Genomic DNA, 21076 nt, shown 5'->3' on the forward strand with positions numbered 1-21076 from the left:
TCCGTCAAGTGTGTAATTTTTTGGCGATCAGTTCCTTGCTCGGCTTCTGTTTCTTCTTATCGATTTTAAGCCCCATAGCCTCCAAAACTTGTCTGCATTCCTCGTCTTCGCCCTTGACGCCGCCGTCGAACAGCATGCCGGCCAGGTCCGTCACGATCTGGCTGTAGCATTGATCGACGCTGTTGAACCCGCGTGCCTCCATCATCCGCTGTCTTACTTTCTCTTTGCCCAAGCCGGCGTTTTCCGGCTTCGCCGCCTCCGCCTCTGTGCCGAGCACTCGATCGACGAACGATTCCTTGCGCTTGCTCTTTTTGTAAAATTTAATGACTGCGGCTATTCCGCCCAATATAGCGGCTGCCGTAATGAGCAGCGGCCCGATCGGGGACGCCGCGGCCGCGAGCATCATCGCTCCGCCGACGATCATCATTGCGCCCTTCGCCGCCGTGGCGGCGCTCTTATTCTTGTTCAAATGCTGGGTGGACGCTCCCAAATGCGCCGCATGACCTAGCTGCGCCGCATGCGCGTCGCCTGCCCGTTCGCCGAAGCTGCCCTCCAGGCCCTCCAGCTTTTCCGCATTTTTACGCCCCTCCCGATAGCCGGCTACGCCGCTGACCAGATAGGCGGCTCCGCCGACGACGCCCCCGACCCCCGCCGCCATCGTAGCCGCGCCGCTCGCAACCGCAGTCGGACCGTCCGAGGCGGCCGCCGTGAATCTCGCGAAGTCGGCGGCCCCGCCCCCGCCTTCGCCGACGACAAGCTGTGCCTTGTCGGCTGCGGATAAGCTGGAATCATAATTTTGCGTGGCGTTGTACATTTGCGAGAGCGAAGCCAAGCCGCTTAAGCCGGCTGCTACAGGCGCGCCGTTCGTCGCCACGGGCAGCGCGCCTCGCGCGCCAAGTTCAGAACTGATCTTGGCGCTGCCGCTCGTGCCACCGGCGGCGGACGATGTGCCGATCGCCGTGTAGCTGGCGTAATCGCGTGCCTGATCGGCATTGTAATTGACCGTGTCGGATTGATTCGCCTCGCGCGACACTTCCGAGAAGCGGTTCCAATCGAAGCTTTTGCTGAAAAAACCGGTGATCATATTCTCTTTCACCTTGTCCAAATCCGGATGTCTGGCATTGCCTGCCATCAAACGGATGGCGGTCATCTTTTGGCCGGGATCGAGGCTGTCGAAGAAGCCGAATAATGCCGTTTTCCCTGCCTTCTCCGCCTCGCTTTTCAGCCATTTGTAGATCGTGTAGTATTCGCCCTTGGAGCGCAAATCCGCCTCGGTTCTTGGCGCGGCAGCTCTTGGCGGAACGACGGCGGCCTCCCCGTCCCGTTGTATGACAGCGGATCGTGCCGCCGCCGGGCCATTGGCAGTAAGTTCCCTATCAGCCTGAGCCCGGTTATTCGTCCGATCATGCGCTCGCTGTACCCTTCCCTGTGCCGCGATACCAGACAGCATGCGCTGCACCGCCTGATTGCCGACAGTGCGCTGCAGCTGCATAATGTGCCCCGCGGACAGCACGGAGCGGCGGCTTAAGCCTGCGCCGTACTCGGCCGTCCCGATCGACTCGGCTTCATGTTGGGAGGATGAAAGCGTGGAAGTCGGGCTTGTTTTGTTAGGTTGATGCGGGGAACGGGACTGGAAATCCATGAAATCCACCTCATTCTCGGAAATAACTCGTCGATTCCTTCAACTCAACTGCTGGCTAACCAAATAGGAATAAAGCCCGTTCGCCTCGATCAGCTCGGCGTGCGAGCCGGTCTCCACGATCTCGCCGCGATCCAGGACAATAATGAGGTCCGCTCTCTGGACCGTACTTAGACGGTGGGCGATAATGAGGCAGGTTCGGCCCTTCAGCATCGCGTCCATGTTCTGCTGAATGATCCGCTCCGACTCCGAGTCCAGAGCGCTCGTCGCCTCGTCGAAGATCAGAATGCCCGGCTCTCCGAGCAGCGCTCTCGCGATAGCGATCCGCTGAAGCTGTCCTCCGGACAAGCTCAGCCCCCCCTCCCCGATCATCGTCTTGAAGCCGAGCGGCAGCGCCGTAATAAAATCGTACGCGCCGGCCAGCTTGGCCGCGGCCTCGACTTCCTCCAGCGTGGCGGACGGGAATCGGATCGCGATATTGTCTTGGATCGATGCGCGGAACACCCGATTCTCCTGCTGGACGATCCCGATCTTTCGGCGTAGCGATGCCGCGTGAATATGCCGGATATCGTGCCCGTCTATACGGATTGTACCGTTCGTCGGCGTGAACAGCTTGGTCAGCAGGTTCGCGAACGTCGATTTGCCCGCGCCGCTTCTGCCGACGATCGCCACGGTCTGGCCCGGTTCTATGCCGAGACGAATCCGCCTCAAGATGTCCGGCCCGTCCTTGCTATAACGGAACGAGACGTCGTCGAACCGGATATGTCCCTTTAACGCGGCCAATCTCCGCATGTTTTGTGGCTCCGGCTCCTCCGGATGCGCCATGAACACGTCGTCGATCCGCTCCATCGAGACCCTGACTTCCATCATGTCGTTTAGCATCTGCAGCATTTGGGCGACCGATTGTGCAACCGTAAAGTAGACCGACAAGAAAGCGACGAATTGCCCCACCGTCAGTTGGCCGCGCATGACGAATGCCGCGCCTGCATACAGCACCAAGGCGTTTCCGATTGTTCGGATAAAGTCGGCGACGGTCTCGGACGCTACCAGCAATTGAATCGCTTTGATCCGCTGCTTCAGCGAGAGCTGCAGCTTATCCATCAGCTTATAGCGGATTGCCGGTTCCGCGGCAAGAGCCTTGACAGTCGAGATCAGCTTGATCGCTTCGACCATCGTCGTCTGGGACTCCGCCTCCGCTTCGAATTGCTTGCGGCTGTTTTTGCGCATAAGCGGGGAGAACAGAAGCACGAGCGCAGCATAACAGGGAAGGATGGCGAACGCGATAAGCGACAGCTTGACATGATAGACCATCATAAGCGTACCGTATATCAAAACAGTGAGGCTGTCCAGCAGCAATTGGACCGCTCCGGATGTCAGCATTCTGCGGATCTTCTGATTCTCGCCCACCCGGCTTGTCAGGTCGCCGATCGTACGGGCCAAGAAGAACGACAAGGGCAAGCCGAGCAAATGCTTGTAGAAATCGCCCAGCATGTCGATATCGATCTTTAACGCGATTCGGGCCGCAATAAAATTGCGAAACGAGTTGGCGACGATGTAACAAACGGACAGCCCCAGCATGCCGACGAGCAAAATCCGGAGAAGGTCGCTTTGTCGATCGACAAGCACTTTATCCACGATCACCTGTGTAAAAATCGGAATCGCGAGCGCGGTCAGCTGCACGAGCAAGGACGTGACGAAAAGCGATAGCAGCGCGTAGCGGTTCGGAGTTAAATACGCGATAAACCGCGAGATCGGGCTGCGCATGCGCTCACGGGAAGCGAGCCGATCCGTCGGCGTTAACGTCAGAACCGCTCCGCTCCAGCCCGATTCGAACTCCGTTCTGCTTTTTCTGTCCAACCCGTATGCGGGATCGCCGACGATCACGTGGGTATTGGTCACTTCGTATACGACGATGAAGTGCTCGCCCTTCCAATGTGCGATCGCGGGCAGCTTCATCCGTGATAGAGTATCTAGCTGCGTCGTGAAGCCTTGCGCGGCGAGCCCCAGCGATTCCGCCGTCTCCGTCAGGCCGTACAGCGTGCTTCCGGAACGCGACATCTCCGTCTGCTCCCGAATCCGGACTATAGGCATCCGCGAACCGTAGTACGCCATCACCATGGCGAGACAGGCTGGACCGCAGTCCATCTCGTTTTGCTGCAAGCGTATCGGATATTTGCGCAAGTAGAAACGGAATCGAGCGGGGCGTTTCCAATCAGCCTCCGTCCATCGAACCGCTTCGCTGGAAACGGCCGCAAGCTCCCCCATAACATCGTCATCGTCATATTTGGCAGCATGGGTTGCGTAATTGGAAGCAACGCTTTCGATCGCCGTCCGTAGAGCAGGGTGTTCCACGATCATCGCATCGAAGTCGCTCTTGCTCAATCGAAACAGCTGCGCGGCCTCGACGGCTACGACCGACGCTTTGCGCCTCGCTCCCGTAAGCAAAGCCAACTCCCCGAAGAAGTCGCCGGGGATGAGCCTGTTGATGACGGAGCCGTCCTCTTCCTTGACGACCTCGCAATGTCCCGAATGAACGATGAAGAACGCATCCCCCTCGTCACCTTGGCGAACGATCGGTTGTCCCTTGTCCGCTTGGATCACGGTCATCCGTTCAAGGAACTTCCGGACCGCTTGATGATCTTCGGAGAATATAAGCGCCGTTCGCCTAAGGAACATCATGACGGCGCGGGACGACATGTAGGTGCCAAGCAACTCTCCGAGCCCGGGATTATGCGAGAAAAGTTCGCGAAGCGTCTCGACCGGAACGGCCAGCAGCCGTGTGTTTCCTGCCGCACTGTAAGCGACGGGATTGCCCGCCCGCTTTGCGTCGCCTCCCCATCCGAAGCTGTCGCCGTCCTTCAACAGGCCGAGGCTGCATTCCGTACCGTCGGGCCGTTCGTCGATCATCCTTACCTCTCCCGAGACGACGCAGTACAAATATTGCGGGATGTCGTCCTTCTCGAGAATCGTCTGTCCGATCGAGAACCGGAGAATCCGCGCATGCCGGGACAGCATTTGCTTCTCGCCAATACTGAGTACACCGGAAAAAGGAACGTGCTCCAGATAGCCGAGCTGCCTGTTCGTGTCCATCGTATCCGAGTCCCCTATAACCTAGTCTTGTGTCCACAACGGCGGCTTTCGCACGTTCGCTACCTTGCGCCTTGCGGCAAGCCACTCATCGAATACAATTCGTTCGATTCTCGCCCGGGTGTCTCCGTTCAGCTCCGCCGGGTATACCTCTTCGACCTTGATCACGTAAAATTTCTTGTCGATCTCGAGCGGCCCGGTTATCGTTCCGGGAACCGCCCCGAACGCTTGCGCTTCGATCGCCTTGGGCAACTGCGCTCTCTCCTTTCGGCCGATATGTCCCCCGGCCAGTCTGGAAGACTCGTCGATGGAGTAGGTACGGGCCAGCACGTAAAAGGGTTCGCCCTCCAAGGTCTTGAACCGCAGCTCGCGCGCCAGCCCTCGTTCGCCCACGACGATCTGCGAGAGAGCAACCGCCTCGAATCGGGGCCGATGCTCCGTAAAGTATCTCTCTACCTTGCCGGTCGCCACATGATGACGAACCCTCTCCTTCAACGCTTTCATCCGGGCGAATTCGGCCAGATCGGCCATCGAAAGCGCGCGCTCCGCCAACCAATTCGCAACCTCCGAGGCTAGATAAAGCCCATTCTCGACTCTCCAGTCGTCGACTGCCTCCTGGATCTCTTCCTGACCGGCCGCTATGCCGTTTACTTCCGCGTAAGAGGCGACGAGCGCAGCCGAGATGTAGTCGTCGATGGCGCCGAAGCTGCCCCTCAAGACGGAGGATCGCAGCACGGTCTCTAACGAAAAGCTTTGATCATCTATTTGAAGAGCCACGACTTGATCGAGTGACATCATGCCATACTCCTTTATGGATTCCTGTACAAAAGCGCGGGAGTCGCTCCCGCGCCGTTCTTGCGTCAGAGGGCTCTTTTGCCTCCGGCCACGTTCTTCGCTTCTTCTTCGGTCAGCTTCTTCGGCAAGTTGTCCAGTTTGATCCCGTTAGCCTCATTCGTCTCAACGGATTCCTTGGTCGCGTCCGTCTTCTTTTGCTCCGCCATTCGGTCACCTCCTCCAGAAACTCGTTCGCCAGAAACCTTTCCCTTCCACTGGCATACCTTCAGTTTAGCGAGGCCGGATGAAAGAATTATGAAAGAATGATGCGATTCAAGCGGATAAACCGCGCAGCATCGCGAGTCGCGGTTTATCGGGGAAACGTCCTTATTTTTTCTCGGAAAATTTGCTGATCAGCAAATCATACAAACGGATCAATTCCTCGGACGGGCGAATGCCAAGCTCCCGGCTTAGGAGTCGCACATAATCGGTGTATAATGCCGTCAATCCTTTTTTGTCACCGGTCATTTCGTGTATCGGTAGAAGCTGGCGAATTACCGATTCGTCGAGCGGGTTCCGTTCTTTCAACTTGAGCAGCTGCTTCGATGCCGAGGTCGTATCGCCAATCGAAGTCATCGCTTCCGCAAGCCGCTTCACAAATGAAGCATACAATTCCGCATAGTGCTCCGTTTCGTGGATGGCCCACACATACGCTTTGTCCCCGAACAAGTCGCCAGTATAAAGCCGTTCGATCCGAATCGCGCTTTCTATATCCTCCTTATGGATCGGCAGCAGCTTCTCCGCCTGCATTTCGAATTCCTTGTAATCGATCAGAGGGTCTTTCAATTCAAGCGCATACCCATCGTTCTCCGACCGTACGGCTTCACGCAAACCGAGCGGTTCCAAAGATTTGCGCAATTGATAAACCGTCGTGTTCAAGTAGCTCTCCGCACCGGCTTGCTGCATCCCTCCGAAAATATCCGCAACCAAGCGGGTACGGGGAATTCGTTTGCCCCGGTAAAGCAACAAATATGCGAATAGCTCCGCGCATTTTCGCGAGATCCACTTAATCCGGCCCTCAGCATTGCTTACGGAAACGTCGCCGAGCATCGTTACGACAGCTCTGTTCGAATTCGCGTCAGCTGTAGTCGACAGCGGTGACGGATGCAGCATCCGCCGGTTCGCAAGTGCGCGATTCACCGCCCGTTGTAGCCGCTCCTGGGAGATGGGCTTAACCAAGTAATCCAGTACGGACAGTTCATAAGCTTCCAATGCATATTCCTTATGGGAGGTCACGAAGATGACCTGCACCGGGGAGCTCAAAGCATCCAAATGGCCGGCGAATTCCATCCCGCTCTCTCCGGGCATGGAGATGTCAACGAATGCCAAGCCGATATCGGCGTTTTCTTGCAGGAAGGAGGCGGCGGATTTCGTATCCGTGAAAGCGCCCGCCACTTGAATCTCAGGCAGCTTAACAAGCATTTTGCGCAAAATCAAGTGCATCGTCGGTTCATCGTCCACCAAAATCACTTTCATCAACCTTCCCCCTCCCTGCCGTCAATTTCTATCGGGTTCCGCTCTCCGGCCGTACCGGGCAGCGTGAACGAAAAGATCGTCCCTCTGCCCGGCTCGCTTTCGAACCAAAGGCTTCCGCCATGAATCCGAACGAATTCGCGCGTTAACGCCAATCCGAACCTCGTCTCCCCCGTATCGTCGCCGGAGGCGGTTCCCTTTATAAACCTTTCCTCCATTCGAAGCAGTTCCGCCGTCGAAACGTCGATTCCCGCTCCATTGTCGCGAACGGAAACGACAATCCAATCTCCTCTTGGTTCGGCCTCGATCTCGATGGCTCCGCCAATCCCGGTAAACTTGATCGCATTCGATAGCAGGTTTCGCAGGATGAGATCCAGCATCTCTTTATCCGCTCTAACCGAAAGTTTCTCATCGATTCGCTCCGTCATGATAATCTTCTTCATCTCCGCCTTCGTACCGGCAAGCAGCAGCGCCTGCTGAACCACCTGCCGCAAATTCCAGGCCGACGGTCGGAACACGACTTTCCCTTTCTGGCTGCGATACCAGTCCAGCAAGTTATCGACCAGATGAAACGTGCTTTGCACTTGACCTTTAAGTTCCCTCACCAAATCGGCATGCTCGTCGTCTGCGGCGGTCAGTTCGTCGCCCAGCAGCTCGGTCAAACTGACAAGGAGTGCGATCGGATCGCGAATGTCGTGCGCCACGACGGTGAACAACTTATCTTTGAACGCATTGAGCTCGGAAAGCTGCCGGGCGCTCTCGCGCAATCGGGCTTCGTTCTCCTTCAGCTCGGTAATATCGTTGAACATGAGGATTTTACCGATCCTGTTCTTGCCCGAATCGTAGACAAGCGACAAACTGCAAGAATAGTATTTCATCCGGCTATCCCGAAGGGTTTGGAACGGAAACCGCTCGTCACTATCACTCTCGCGAATGCGTTTAAGCAGTAACGGACTGGCCGACAAAATCACGTCCATATCGGCGGGATACTGTTTCGTTTGACCCAGTTCGGGAAGCACTTGTTCGGCCGCTCGGTTGAAACTGACGATTTGATGCTCGTAATCGAACAGGATGACCCCATCACGGATCGTCTCGAATACTTGGGCCTGCGCGAGCGGCGTCAGGCGCAGCAAATGAAACCGGAGTATCCCCCAAACATAGACGACACCCGATACGGCAAATCCGAACGGCGTTAAATCGACTTGCCAGCCGAACCAAAAAAACGAATTGAATAGCGCAGGAGCGGCCGCACCCGTAAGGAGAACGGCAATTTGCCTGCGCACGATCGGCAAAGCCCGCCAGTACATGGGAATAAACAACAATATTCCGCACAGCAAGACGGAATAGTTATAGATCGTATGCACTTTATACCAAGGTCCCTTGATCGTCGTATACAATGGGATCGTGCCGTCGGGATTCGGGATATAGCGTTCATAGATCAGATGATGCCAATCGTTGGTCAGATGGAGGAAAAAAACCGTTACAGGGACGGTGAATAATATGACGGCAAGACGTTTGCGTAAGCGGGCCGCGGTCCCGGTAAATTGGATCACTTGAAATAACCAGAGCGTAGTGACGAAAGGAATGCCGAAATATTCGATTTGCAACGACAGCTTCACATCTTCCAAATTCCGACTGATCGCCTCCAATGCGGAGCCGAACGCATAAAAAGCCGCTGCGAGCATCGTCAGAATCATCGTTTTGGCAACGGGAAGATGGCGCTTGCGGTAAGACAAATAGGAGACGAACATCATCAGCGCCGTTGCGAGAAAAAGCGTTACCGCCATCCATTGTCTAGTGTCCACAACCAATGTCTCCCTACAATCAGGTGGCTGCCGAAGCCTTTTTACGGGTCGGTTCGGCGTAAAGATACCCCAGAATAGGATATCATCCTCACCTGCGGTAGTTCCATACAAATCATAATGCCAGTTTCATTATAGAATCCGCCAATGAAAGAATAATGAAAGATTTTCGCGGAAAAAGGCCGCCGATCTCGGCAGCCTTCTAATGTAATTTATTGTCGGTGCGTCTCTCCTTGTAACATCTGCGTACACACTGACGCGAATCTGAAGCGCAAATGAAATCCCCCGGAGGTTCGCCCCCGGGGTCTCCGCTCTTACAGTCCATCCTTTAAATCACCTTGACCGTCGAACCTTCACAAAAGCTCCCTTGCAGCAATATGTGCTCGTAAGGCATGTTCGGATTCGCCACGCGCCACAGCATCCGCTCGGCGGCGCGAATGCCGGCTTCCCGAATCATGAGCAGCGGTCGGGACAGATCGGGAACGAAGGCGTTCTCCGCATGCTGCAGACTGATCAGCGAAATATCGTCGGGAATGCGCTTGCCGAGCAATGCGCAGGCATGGTATGTCCAGGCAAGGTTGTAACTCAACGCGCACAGGATCGCCGTAGGCTCGTACCGCCGCATTTTCCGGATCAGCTCTGCCGTCCAGTTTTCCCTGCTCCCGCAAGAGTCGGTCAGATGGGTATCGGAATCAACCGGAATCCCCCCCTCCTTCATCGCCGCCGTAAACGATTGCCAGCGCAGGACAAATCCTCTGTGAATGTCGATTTCCCCGACGTACATGATCCGGGTATGTCCTTTGGACAGCAGTTGCCTCACCGATTTGTGAATCGCCGTCCCGACGTCCCATGCGACGCTGTCCGCCTCCGCTGCCGGCCCCGGGAAATTGATCAGCAGGCGGGGAATCGCGTAGCCGAGCAGATGCGCTTCCTGTTCCCTGCCGATCATCGGCGTAATAAACACGCCGTCACAATATTCCAATTGGTGTACATTGGCCCAATTCCTAAGTACTGCGTCATGTTCCAGACGATACGGAATCGTTAACAGCTCGATGGAATGGCCGTATTCCGACAGCTTCTGCTGCAGCCCGCTCAATATGAGCTGATTCATGTCGAACGTTTCGTGTTTGTCGGAAACGACCATCTTGAATCGGAGAGGCTTGCGGGGATGCAGCGGTATCCGCTCGACCGCATGAGCCCGCTCCTGATCCTTCGTCCGGTATCCGAGCTCCTCCGCAAGCGTCTGAATTTGATGGCGGGACTCCTCGGACATGCCGGTCAAGCCGCGGAGTGCCTTGCTTACCGTTTGGACCGACAAGCCCGACTTCACGGACAAGTCTTTCAATGTGACCGACTTCTTTTTGCGCATGTGCTTCACCCGATTCGTTTTCTTCCATCATGCAGCATCATTTTAATAAAAGTTATAGTATTTTTCAACTAGAGTTAAACTTACATTTCTACTTAAAATCAATCTTGTAACCGGATACAGCCATCGATACATAGAAGGCAAAGGAGCAGAGAGCCATGCAAAGCATCGTTTTCGACAAAATGGAGTACGGCGCCGAAACGGCCGCGGCGACGGGTCCGCAGACAATTCACGCGGATTTGTGCGTATACGGGGCAACTTCGGCCGGAATTGCCGCGGCCGTCCAAGCCCGGAGAATGGGCCTAAATGTCGTAATCGCCGATTTCGGCCGCCATCTCGGCGGATTGACGGCTGGCGGACTGGGCGAAACGGACATCGGCAACAAAGCCGCGATTGGGGGGATTGCCCGCGAATTTTATCAAGCGGTCGGCAAGCATTATGGCAGCACGGAGCCGGACGGGACAGCATGGAAGTTCGAACCGGGCGTAGCAAAACGAATTTTCGAGGACTGGCTTCAAACGGCGCAAGTACCCGTCTATTTCAACCAAAGTCTCGAGAAAGCGGAAATGCGGGAAGGAAAGCTTTTGTGCTTGGTCATGCGGGACGGCAGCCGGTTTAGCGCCTCCGCGTTCATCGACGCCACGTACGAAGGGGATCTGATGGCGCAAGCGGGAGTTTCCTACCATGTCGGGCGGGAAGCGAATTCGGTATACCGGGAGACGCTGAACGGCGTACACTACGGACACCCGAACCACAATTTCAAGGCGTGGGTCGATCCTTACGTGATCCCGGGAAAGCCGGACAGCGGGCTGCTTCCGGGGGTGACGGACGCTCCGGTGCTGCACCAGGGGCAGGGCGACAAGAGCGTGCAGGCGTACAACTTTCGCATCTGCCTGACGAATATGCCCGGCAACCGGATTCCGTTTCCCGAGCCGCCGGGCTACGACCCGGAGACGTTTACGCTGCTGGCCAGGTATATCCGCGCAGGCGTATGGGACGCCATGAGACTTCACTGCAAGATGCCGAATGGGAAAACCGATCTGAACAATTATGGCGCCGTCTCCACCGATTACATCGGAGGCAGCGACAACTGGCCGGAAGGCGATACGCTAACCCGGAAGCGCCTGTTCCGCGAACACCTCCACTACAATTTGGGCATGCTGTATTTCCTCAGCCATGACGAACGGGTTCCCGAACCGATCCGTCGCGAAGTCGGCGAGTGGGGGCTTCCTGCGGACGAATATGCGGACAGCGGTCTTTGGACGCCGCAATTGTACGTCCGGGAAGCTCGCCGGATGGTGTCCGAGGTCGTCATGACCGAGCATCACTGCCGCGGGTACGCAGTTGTCGACGATCCGGTCGGCTTGGCGGCTTACAGGATGGATTCCCACAACTGCCGCAGGCTCGTCATTGACGGAAGGTGCGTCAACGAGGGCAATGTGGAGGTGCCTCCCGGATCGCCGTATCCGATCTCGTACCGGGCCATCGTGCCGAGAGGAGAGGAATGCGTCAACCTGCTCGTGCCCGTCTGTTTGTCCGCCTCCCATATCGCCTTCGGTTCAATCCGGATGGAGCCGGTCTTCATGATTTTGGGCCAGTCGGCGGCGACGGCGGCCGCACTTGCGCTGGAAGCGGGCTGTGCCGTACAGGAGGTGGATTACCGGCAGCTGCGGACCAAGCTGCTGGAATCCGATCAAGTTCTGGCATATTAAAATGGATGAGCAAGAATGAGGAGGATTGCAGCCATGGGAAGAAAACGTTTTGGAGTGCTGATGACGGCAACGCTAATCGCATTGTCCGCAACCGCATGCGGGGGTGATGCCGGAAATCGGGCGTCTCCGGGCAATGAAGGAGCAGGCGCGCAGCAGCAGCCGTCGGGCGACAAGCCCGCACAGCCGGTCACTTTGGTTATGCTCCAGGATGGCGCAACCCTAACGAAGGATGAATTCGCCAATCTGATTGCCGCACCTGTGAAAGCGAAGTACCCGCACATCACGATGGAACTGGCAACTAACGGCAAAGCCGACGAAGGCGTGCAAAACTACATCGCCTCCGGCGAATTCCCAGACTTGATTTTCAGTACATACCCGCGCATTACGAATCACCGTGAATTGAAGACAGTCGAAGATTTGAATCCGTTTATCGCGAGAAACAAAGTCGATCTGAAACAATACGATCCCGCCGCTCTCCAAACGGCTCAAGTGTATTCCGGCGACGGGAAATTGTACGGGCTTCCGTTTTCACTCAATTTTACCGCAACGTTTTACAACAAAGACATATTCGATAAGTTTGGCGTGCCCTATCCGAAAGAAGGCATGACATGGGACGATGCGCTCGAGACGGCCAAGAAGCTTTCCCGCGTGATGGACGGCATCGAGTACAAAGGCGCGTTTGTACAAGGAATCGGTGATGTGTCTACGCAATTGAGCCTGCCTCTCATTGATCCGAAAACAGGCAAAGCCAGCTTGGCCGCTCAGGATAGCTGGAAAAGACTGTTCGATCTATACAAAGCGTTCAACGACATTCCGGGAAACAAAAACGCTTCCGCGTCGGCGACATTGAACAACGGATTTCTGAAAGATCAAAGCGTCGCGATGGCGATCAGCTACGATGCGCGGATTGCCGCGTTGGAGAAATTGTACGGTACTCCGCAGGACTTCAACTGGGATCTGACCCAGTTCCCGAGCTTCAAGGAAAAGCCGAATACGACCGTCGCGTCGTCCGGTCACTTCCTTTTGATGTCGTCGCTTGGCAAGCACAAGGAAGAAGCGTTCAAGGTGATCGAATTGCTTGGCTCGCCCGGCGTTCAGAAATTGATTACTGACCATGGCCGATTCACCGCACTTAACGATCAGTCGATCAAAGAGATGTACGGTCGCAACATGAAATCGCTGCAGGGCAAAAACATCAAAGCCGTCTTCAAAAGTCAATTCGCCGCACCGGTTCCGCCGCATAAAAATGCCGCCTTTGTCTTGCCGCATGTGAACACCGCGCTGACACGAGCAATCAATGGAGAAATCGATGTCAACACCGCCATCCGTGAGGCGGAGGAGGCCGCAAACAAGGAAATTTGCGAAAAAGGAAACTGATACCTTGTCAAAAGTCAAGCCCCAGAAGGAGGAATTTGCTATGACCAACCGTATCCAGCCAAACGATCCTTCGACGAGTCAACAAGAACTTGCTCCCGCTCCCTCGCCTCGTCCGATTAGCCGACGCAAGCTGCTCGCCGCATTCGGTGCAACCGGTATCGCTGCAACGTCGACCATGCTGTGGAAAGGAAATGATGCCTCGTCGGTATTCGCTCAAGTCTACAGCTCCGACAACGGAAAGGGACATTGGAAAGACTTGCTTTATCTCGATGCGTTGCACTTCTGCCTCGCCGTGACGGTTGAAGAGCTTCGGGCATTAACGGAGCCGGATGCGGCAATCGCCTATTATGTAACCAATCCGGGGCAAGAGGGCTTCTTCCGGTACGACCCGGCGGATACAACGGCCGCGGACAACACGGGGACCGTACTCGTCTCCTCGAACGGCAAACGATTCAAGCGCGATATCGTCGATGTCATTGTTGCATCCTGGTTCGGCACCAAGTCGGACGGCGTTACCGCGGATACGGCCGCGCTCCAAGCTGCACTGCAAGCGGCACAAGGGAAAACATTGTACATTCCGAAGCAGCGCGGTCCGTATTATTTGAGCGGCCAATTGTTCGTACCCGGCAACACGACGATTGAATTCGAACCGGGCACCATTGTGCAGGCGGTGGACACGTTAAGCCGCGTAGCCCCCTACGAACGTCTGCTGCGCCTCAAAATGGTCGAGAATGTCCATATCCGGGGCAATGGCGCAACACTGCGCATGAACAAAGCCGCCTATACGAGCGGCGAGCAGGCTCACTGCATCGATGTCAGCGGATCGCGCAACGTCGTCATCGAAAACCTGAACTGCAACGACAGCGGCGGCGATGGCTTCTATGTCGGCGCGTATGATGTGGTCAGCGGGTTCGCTTCCTGCAAAAACATCGTGCTGCGCAACTGCTCCGCGGACAACAACCGGCGACAAGGCTTGTCCGTCATTTCAGTGGACGGCCTGCTCGTGGAAAACTGCCGTTTCACAAATACGAAAGGGACCGCCCCGGAAGCCGGTGTCGATCTGGAGCCGAACGGGCAAAGCCAACCGCTGCGCAACATCCGTTTTGTGAACTGTTTGGCGCAAGGCAACGCCGGCTCCGGTTTCCTGACTGCGCTGCTCAAGCCGACCCGGCAGTCCCCGCTCATTGATGTGACATTCGAGGGCTGCACGACGCGCGGCAACCTTTACGGCTTTGTAGTCAATAACGCGGGCGAAGGCGTTAATGCGCCGCAGGGCGAGATCCGAATGATCGACTGTACTGCCGAAGAAGCCCTTTCATCGGGATTCTGGGATATTGCCAACTCGGCCGACAGCATTCGTCGTTCCTATATCCGTTGCCGGGCGATCAACTGCCAAGTGACCGAAACGCCGGACAGCAAGTATGGATTCAGCTCGTCGTTTGTGATCACGAATGCGGATTCGAGGGTGCGAACAGTTATCGGCAATGCGGAATATATCGACTGCCAGTCGATCGATACACGCCCTGCGCCACTAGTAAAGCATGGATTCGCCTTAAAAAAGCGGACCGCGCAAAAAATTAGCAATGTGCGTTATTTCAACTGTACTACGATCGGCGGCAATCAAAATACGTATTTGATCGATTCAGCCGCAGAACATATTTCAGCTGTCAATCAACCGCAATTGATTTACACTGTCGCCGCGTCCACTGCCATTGCCTATGACCGGATCGGTTCCAAAATCACCAACAAGCCTGCTACCTCAGCAGCCGTTATGTCTTTGCCGGTTCCAAAACCCGGGATGGCATTTACTTTCATCGTGGATGCTGCGCATCGCCTTGCTCTGCAAGCACACTCGCCGGGTGACATTGTGACACCGGCCGGTGCGAAATCGGTCATCGCCTGCGCCGCGCCAGGAAGTTCCGTTACGCTGATGGGGCGCGACGATTACAAGTGGGAGATCGCATCCGTTGTCGGCGATTGGCTGACGGACAGTCAGGTTTAGCAACGACTTAACCAACAAGCGGTACAGGATACCCCCTGCACCGCTTGTCTTGTTTCGATTCATATGCGCGCTATGACGGATTTCGCGTATTCCGACGGGGCGGTTCCTGTCCACTTCTTGAAGTCCTTCGAGAAGTAATGGATGCTGCAATAGCCGAGCAGCTCGGCGATTTCCGAATAATTGTACGTTTCTTCGCGGATAAGCGCTTTTGCTTTGGCGATTTTCAGCTTGCGGACGTATTCCATGACGCTGCAGCCGGTAGAACGTTTGAAGATGGCGCCGAGATGCGTCCGGCTAAGCGCGAACGTGCGGCAGATGCGGTCGAGACAAAGCTCGGAAATGTCCGTTCGCTCGATGTAATCGACGATTTTTTGCGCGATATCGGTTTCCTGGTGCTCCTTTTGTACGGAGGAAAGCTTGCCGCCCGCTTCCGTCGGTGCGTTTTTGCGCAGCAGACGGATGAACAAAATTTCCAGCTGATTTCTCACCAGCTGCTCCTGCCCGATTGACGATCGGGATTGCCGGACGGCGGACTCCTGCCGGCGGAGCGGAACAACGGGCTCGAGATGATACAAGCCTTCCCGGACGATATCGGTCAGCAAGCGGCGTTCGGCATCGCCGAGACGGAACGGGGTCCGCAGCAGATCGTTCATCGCCTCCGACGCACATTCGAACCCGACAATCAGCAGATTGGGCGGGATGCGAACGTGAGCCGTGCCGCCATGCCGTTCCCCGGGCGGGTAAAACACGGTATCTCCCTGCTTCAGCTGCACAGATCCCGTGTCCGAAACCGCGGCGAATTCTCCTTTGTCGACGTACACCATCTCCCAGTAAGGATACGACTGCCCAATGGTTGAAAATTGCTTCGGAAGCTCCCGGTAATGGAATGTTACAATGTTGTCGATTTCAATCACGCGATCCATCTTCTTCATCGCCAATTCCATTTCTGCGTTCCCCTTTCCTTGTTCATCGGTTTAAGCGACCTGCCGACTTTAGCTCCAATCCAAAATTTGCCCGTCCTGCAACAGCCGTTCGCGAAGCTTCCCGTAATCGACATCTTGAAGGGCGCATTGCGCTTCGAGCGCCAAAGCGGCCGCGGTCGCCGCCGACTGTCCCAATATCATGAACACCGGTTCCATCCGGATCGAGCCGAAGGCGATATGTGAAGCGGACAAGCAGACGGGAACGCACAAGTTGACGCATTCGTCTCCCCTCGGCACGATCGATCGGTATGAAATCGGAAACGGCGCGACCAACGCGGTTTCCACATTGCCTTCGTTGATGCAGCGCCCACCCACGACAAGCCTTCGACAATTGTGGGAATCCATCGTGTAGGCGGCCAGACCGACAGAATCCGCGGTTTTCTCGTAGCTTCGGCAGTGCCGCTCGGTCATGACGACGTCGGATATCATCCGCCGCGCTTCCCGCACGTAGAGCTGCGGCGTCCAATTTCCAGTTAGCACGTATTCGTCGGCGGGAAGGCCCCATGCCGCCACTTCATTGCGAATGGAGAGCGGGACCCTCTCGTCATGGCACAAAAAATAAAGCATCCCCAAATTGTAGTTGTAATGCTCCTGGAACAACCGTTCCCGGGTCGCATAATCGCCGTCGGGCCATTCGTAATTGCGTCCGATAAAATCGGTGGAAACGGCGCCGAAGTTGTTCAAATCCGTCTTGCGCGTCGGCTTCATCACTTTGTGCAGCTTGAGCGCGTCCCATACCCCGGATTGGATGTACCGGGCGAGCAAAGCGTAGTCGTCCGGATCGTAGTGCGGAGGCCGGGGAAACGGCAGCCTGTTGTCCGGATCGTCCGTCAGGCATATCCGGAAATTGTAAGCCTGCACGCAGGAGTCGCCCTGCCCTTGCGACATCGGCTCGGCATCGGTCACACCGCGCAGCAGTCCGCTGTCCGGCTTGCCGGGCACGACATACGGGTCGATCCATGTTTTGAAATTATGGTTCGGGTGGCCGAAGTGAACGCCATTCAGCGTCTCCCTGTATACATCGTTCGCTTCTCTGCCGACGTGGTACGAGACGCCCGCGAGCGCCATCAGATCGCCTTCGTATGTGGCGTCGATAAACATCCCCGCTTCGAACGCGTCGCCGTTCTCCATCACGATCCGCTTAATCCGCCCGCCAGCGGCATCGACCCGTTGTAAATGACGTTCGGGATATACGTCCACCTCCGCCTGTTCCAACCATTCCTTGTATATTTGGGAAGCGACCTTCGGCTCGAACAGCCAGTGCGTGCCGCCGTTTTCGTTCACCCCATAGCGGGTCCCGAGAGCGCGGTAAAACTCGCGGGAAATGCCGCCGATCGCCCCTTTGTTGCCGATATCCGTCGCCCCCAGCCCGCCGGTTGTCAAGCCGCCGATGTGCGAGCCGAATTCCGCGATGACGGCTTTGAGCCCCATGCGCGAAGCTTGCACGGCCGCGGCAATTCCCGCGGAGGATGCCCCGTAAATGCACACATCCGCACGGACCGTTTGCGGCTTGGCGGCGACCGGAGTCGGTTTGTAATACTTGACGGTATGAAAGTCGATCATGAACGTATTTCCCCTTTGCTTGTATGTAATGTAGGTTCGATATACATTCAGTATACTTTCGTTTTGGTTATTATTTTAGTTGCATTTTTGTTTCATCTAAAATAGTATGAATGTAACTTGCATCTTTCCATAATCGGAGGCGCTTTATGCCCAGAAAAAAATCGGTCACTTTGCAAAGCCTCGCCGCGGAGCTCGGCTTGTCCGTCCATACGGTGTCGAAGGCGCTGCGCGGCATGCCGGGCATGTCCGAGCAAACCCGGCACGAAGTGCTCTCGACCGCGAGGAAATTCGGGTACCGGACCAAAGATCAAGAGCACAGTCTCGCCGTTGAGCATATTCCGCTTTTCCCGAACCGCCAACGCAAATTCAAGCTCGTCTTTACCGGCGTCTCCGGCTTTTCCAGGCTGAATCAGATTTTGGTCGGGGGGGTGCAGGAGAAGCTGTCCGAATACGGCCATACGATCGACATGGTGATGGTCCCCGCTTCCGGATCGAGGGCGGAAACGTTCGAAGCTTGGGCGGAGCAGAACAACCTGATGTACGCAGACGGCGTCTTCATTCCGCCGATGATCGATCCGACCGTCGAGGATTTACTGCTGAAGCTCCCGCTGCCGCGCATGCTGCTCAACTTCCCGTCCGCCGCCTGCGAGGCGGACAGTGTCATCTGGGACGTCGGCACCGCCATTCGCCAGTCCGTGCGTCATCTGGTAGCGAGCGGACACCGGAACATTTTGTACATGGGCAACATTTCCGGTCACCGCGGGTTTCGGCTGCGCTGGCAGTCGTTCGTGGAATCGATGAAGGAAGCGGGGCTGGATGCGGCTCCGGACGGCCACATCACGCATGGAATTCCGGATCAGGAAGTCTTGATCACGCAAGTAAAAAACAAGCTGTCGTCGCTGGGAGCTACGGCGATCCTGAATGCCATCCACCAAAATCTCGCTTGGATCTACCATGCCTGCAGTGCGTCGGGCAAACGGATTCCCGACGATTATTCCCTGATTAGCTTGCAGCACGAGCCGAACGAGTTCGTACCGCAGCTGACGCGTCCTTTGCTGCCCATATACGAAACCGGTGTTCGCGCTGCGGAGCGGATGCTGTGGCGGCTCGCCAACCCGAGCCTCCCCTACGAGCATTTGATGCTGCAGGGGACGTTCTTCGAAGGGGATACGGTAAGGCCGTTGCGGGCGTAGATCGTGATCTAGCGCCGGTAAGAAAAAAGAGATTGCATCCGGTTTCTGCCGGATTGCAATCTCTTTTTGATTGAATTATGCGAAGCCAATTTCTGTAGTTAACGGGGGCTCCCTGACGCCGCTACATGCCGAGCACTTGCTCGTCCATTTCCTTGCCGCCGGGACCGCCCGGGCCTTGTACGTCCCAGCCGGTCGTACGGCTTTCATGTGTCGGAATCCCTCTCAGCTCCTCAAACTCGTTTAATGTGCCGAGCCAGATGACATGACGCGCGGATAGCTCCTTTCTGAACGCCTCCAGTCGCTCGCGCAGCCGGATAAAGTCATCCTTCGTCGCGCCCTGCGGCCGGCTCTTCTCATACCCGTACCGGACCGTTTCGCGAGTCAAAGCGACATGCCGAAGCCCGTCACGCAGAAACGCGACTCGTGCGCCCGCTTCCCCGTCTCCGGCGGCAAGTCCCTCCGCCCGGTCCAAAATCGCCTCCGCTTCACCGAGCACGTCGTCCGTCATCAAGTAAGGCAAAATGTACCACCCTCCGTTCAGCGTCGAACGGGGCAGGTCGTATCGGGTGGCCAACGCCTCGTAACGGCCGTTCGGGTACAGCTGGATGTTGAAGCCCGCCTCCTCGGAAAACCGCTCCCAGTAGTCGAGATAATCACGGATCGCAGGCGCCGCTTTGCCGAAGGCGGATGCATATTCCGCGATCACTTCGTCAACGGATAAATCCGGGCGCGCCGAAAGCCGCGCGATCAAGTAATAGTTCGGTCCCTGCGTTCCCCAATAGCCGAACATCGTATCGAAATCGAACCCGAGCATCCCGTGACTCTCCGCGAATTTGAAAAACTCGCCTTGCGCATGCAACGGCAGGTTCGGCGCGATCGCTCCGGAATGCCACCAATTCGGCCGCAAAAACAGCTTCGCTCCAGCGTCGAACCAGCCTTGCCACTGCTTGTAATCGTCGTAGAAGCCGACAATTTGCAGGACAAAACCATCCTTCAGAGTAATGCCCGGCGGAGGAGGCGCTTTGTAAGAGCTGTAGGCGTAGGTCGACAACGTAACGTCCGGACGGATTGCCCGCATTTTGCCGATCAACCGGTTCCAGAATTTGACGTAGCGCGCCGTCAGTTGGCCTTCGGCCCGCCAAATGGCCGTCACGGATTGGCCGGACGGAACGTCCATGGCCAGACAGCCCTCGCTGACGCAAAAGCCGCTGCCGTCGTTGGGCGACACGTTCCAGTTGGCCGGCGTTCCCGCCTGCCGCCATTCCCGGATAATCGCCTCGTCGACCTCAACGTTACTGATGTCCAGCTTGATCCGGTCGGCCCGAACCTGCTGCTGTCCTTCGGGTGGATACGCGAAATATTCGGGGTGCTCTTTGCCGTATTTGTCCCACCATTTCGTAAACGCATGTCCGAACGCATATGACGTGCGACTTCCCATTCCGTGCAGCCGGAGCCAAAGATGGCCTTCCATCGGGGCCGACTTGCGCACACGCAAATGACGCATCTCCAACCCCGGCCGGGCCGTTTCGTCGAGCTCCGGAAGCGCGATGCTGTCGGCGCGGGGCACGTAAGTGCCCAATTCGCCCGGCCAAAGCCAGCGAACCCCCATATGCCGGTCGAGAAAATAGGCGACCGCCCATAAAACCGCGTCGTCCGAGCCGCCGGCAAACAGAAGCCGGTTCCCTTCGGAAACGATCCGATACGACTCCCGGTCCGCGATCGCCTCTTCGTCATCCATCAGTGGCCCGGGGCCGATTTGCACACGTACGTGCCCCTCCGGTACGTCCTTCAGCTTTTCCGCATCGACGATCGGCAAAGCGGCGCCGGTCGCCCGAAGCACATCGGTTTGAAATTCCTTGACCGCTTCTTGGCCGAAGGTTCCCGCCGGCCGAACGATCACCGCTTGGGCTTTCCCTTCTTTCACCAAATAAAACCCATTCGCTTGCGGTTTATCGGAAAACTTGTTTACCGCCATCCAACCGATCCCTCCTGCTGTCAATAGCAAAACCGCGAGCGCGATTTTCCAATCCATTTTGTTCATCGTT

The 21076-nt window shown here is 56.4% G+C and carries 14 protein-coding genes; 4 read left to right on the top strand and 10 right to left on the bottom strand.

Annotated features, from left to right (window positions below; translation table 11 throughout):
- Positions 1-4: 4 nt before the first annotated feature.
- The 7 genes from FE783_RS16480 to FE783_RS16505 all read right to left on the bottom strand — a co-directional run bounded on the left by FE783_RS16480 (position 5) and on the right by FE783_RS16505 (position 10204).
- Complete coding sequence (locus tag FE783_RS16480) at positions 5-1642, bottom strand: hypothetical protein (protein WP_138880476.1); 1638 nt, start codon at positions 1640-1642, stop codon at positions 5-7.
- Between the two features lie 39 nt (positions 1643-1681).
- Positions 1682-4729, bottom strand: a complete 3048-nt coding sequence (locus FE783_RS16485; protein WP_138880477.1) for a peptidase domain-containing ABC transporter — start codon at positions 4727-4729, stop codon at positions 1682-1684.
- A 21-nt stretch (positions 4730-4750) separates the two neighbouring features.
- Complete coding sequence (locus FE783_RS16490; protein WP_138880478.1) at positions 4751-5524, bottom strand: peptidylprolyl isomerase; 774 nt, start codon at positions 5522-5524, stop codon at positions 4751-4753.
- 62 nt (positions 5525-5586) lie between these two features.
- Positions 5587-5727, bottom strand: coding sequence for a hypothetical protein (locus FE783_RS37580; protein ID WP_158301849.1), 141 nt, complete (start codon positions 5725-5727; stop codon positions 5587-5589).
- 160 nt (positions 5728-5887) lie between these two features.
- A complete protein-coding gene (locus tag FE783_RS16495; RefSeq protein ID WP_138880479.1) occupies positions 5888-7036 on the bottom strand; it encodes a response regulator in 1149 nt (382 codons plus the stop codon).
- Entirely contained in the window at positions 7036-8838 is a 1803-nt protein-coding gene (locus FE783_RS16500) for a sensor histidine kinase (RefSeq protein WP_138880480.1), read from the bottom strand. Before FE783_RS16500 ends, FE783_RS16495 begins: the two co-directional genes overlap by 1 nt.
- 325 nt (positions 8839-9163) lie before the next feature.
- Positions 9164-10204, bottom strand: coding sequence for a LacI family DNA-binding transcriptional regulator (locus tag FE783_RS16505; RefSeq protein WP_138880481.1), 1041 nt, complete (start codon positions 10202-10204; stop codon positions 9164-9166).
- Between the two features lie 155 nt (positions 10205-10359).
- Here FE783_RS16505 and FE783_RS16510 point away from each other — a divergent pair, with 155 nt between their 5' ends.
- Genes FE783_RS16510 through FE783_RS16520 form a run of 3 tightly spaced genes read left to right on the top strand, consistent with a single transcriptional unit; the run spans position 10360 to position 15292 of the window.
- Positions 10360-11913, top strand: a complete 1554-nt coding sequence (locus FE783_RS16510) for an FAD-dependent oxidoreductase (protein ID WP_138880482.1) — start codon at positions 10360-10362, stop codon at positions 11911-11913.
- Between the two features lie 33 nt (positions 11914-11946).
- On the top strand, positions 11947-13290 hold the full coding sequence (locus FE783_RS16515; protein ID WP_158301850.1) for an ABC transporter substrate-binding protein: 1344 nt from the start codon (positions 11947-11949) through the stop codon (positions 13288-13290).
- Positions 13291-13330: 40 nt separating this feature from the next.
- Positions 13331-15292 carry a right-handed parallel beta-helix repeat-containing protein gene (locus FE783_RS16520; protein WP_158301851.1) on the top strand — a complete coding sequence of 654 codons (1962 nt, stop codon included), beginning with the start codon at positions 13331-13333 and terminating at the stop codon, positions 15290-15292.
- 59 nt (positions 15293-15351) lie between these two features.
- Here the strand turns inward: FE783_RS16520 and FE783_RS16525 are convergent, their stop codons facing one another.
- Together FE783_RS16525 and FE783_RS16530 are read right to left on the bottom strand one after the other, a co-directional pair.
- Complete coding sequence (locus tag FE783_RS16525) at positions 15352-16236, bottom strand: helix-turn-helix domain-containing protein (protein ID WP_138880485.1); 885 nt, start codon at positions 16234-16236, stop codon at positions 15352-15354.
- Between the two features lie 48 nt (positions 16237-16284).
- Positions 16285-17838: an FAD-dependent oxidoreductase gene (locus FE783_RS16530; protein WP_138880486.1), complete on the bottom strand. Its 1554-nt coding sequence runs from the start codon at positions 17836-17838 to the stop codon at positions 16285-16287.
- 146 nt (positions 17839-17984) lie between these two features.
- Between FE783_RS16530 and FE783_RS16535 the strand changes: the two genes are divergently transcribed.
- Entirely contained in the window at positions 17985-19031 is a 1047-nt protein-coding gene (locus tag FE783_RS16535) for a LacI family DNA-binding transcriptional regulator (RefSeq protein WP_138880487.1), read from the top strand.
- A gap of 121 nt (positions 19032-19152) precedes the next feature.
- Here the strand turns inward: FE783_RS16535 and FE783_RS16540 are convergent, their stop codons facing one another.
- A complete protein-coding gene (locus tag FE783_RS16540) occupies positions 19153-21072 on the bottom strand; it encodes a DUF4838 domain-containing protein (protein WP_138880488.1) in 1920 nt (639 codons plus the stop codon).
- Between the last annotated feature and the right edge of the window lie 4 nt (positions 21073-21076).

It is taken from the genome of Paenibacillus mesophilus, assembly GCF_005938385.1.
In the GTDB taxonomy this organism is placed as follows: domain Bacteria; phylum Bacillota; class Bacilli; order Paenibacillales; family NBRC-103111; genus Paenibacillus_AB; species Paenibacillus_AB mesophilus.

Coding starts and splice junctions, on each gene's coding strand:
- FE783_RS16480 (WP_138880476.1), bottom strand. CDS start 1,642: ATGGATTTCCAGTCCCGTTCCCCGCATCAACCTAACAAAACAAGCCCG.
- FE783_RS16525 (WP_138880485.1), bottom strand. CDS start 16,236: ATGGAATTGGCGATGAAGAAGATGGATCGCGTGATTGAAATCGACAAC.
- FE783_RS16530 (WP_138880486.1), bottom strand. CDS start 17,838: ATGATCGACTTTCATACCGTCAAGTATTACAAACCGACTCCGGTCGCC.
- FE783_RS16490 (WP_138880478.1), bottom strand. CDS start 5,524: ATGATGTCACTCGATCAAGTCGTGGCTCTTCAAATAGATGATCAAAGC.
- FE783_RS16535 (WP_138880487.1), top strand. CDS start 17,985: ATGCCCAGAAAAAAATCGGTCACTTTGCAAAGCCTCGCCGCGGAGCTC.
- FE783_RS16485 (WP_138880477.1), bottom strand. CDS start 4,729: ATGGACACGAACAGGCAGCTCGGCTATCTGGAGCACGTTCCTTTTTCC.
- FE783_RS16515 (WP_158301850.1), top strand. CDS start 11,947: ATGGGAAGAAAACGTTTTGGAGTGCTGATGACGGCAACGCTAATCGCA.
- FE783_RS16540 (WP_138880488.1), bottom strand. CDS start 21,072: ATGAACAAAATGGATTGGAAAATCGCGCTCGCGGTTTTGCTATTGACA.
- FE783_RS16495 (WP_138880479.1), bottom strand. CDS start 7,036: ATGAAAGTGATTTTGGTGGACGATGAACCGACGATGCACTTGATTTTG.
- FE783_RS16505 (WP_138880481.1), bottom strand. CDS start 10,204: ATGCGCAAAAAGAAGTCGGTCACATTGAAAGACTTGTCCGTGAAGTCG.
- FE783_RS37580 (WP_158301849.1), bottom strand. CDS start 5,727: ATGGCGGAGCAAAAGAAGACGGACGCGACCAAGGAATCCGTTGAGACG.
- FE783_RS16520 (WP_158301851.1), top strand. CDS start 13,331: ATGACCAACCGTATCCAGCCAAACGATCCTTCGACGAGTCAACAAGAA.
- FE783_RS16510 (WP_138880482.1), top strand. CDS start 10,360: ATGCAAAGCATCGTTTTCGACAAAATGGAGTACGGCGCCGAAACGGCC.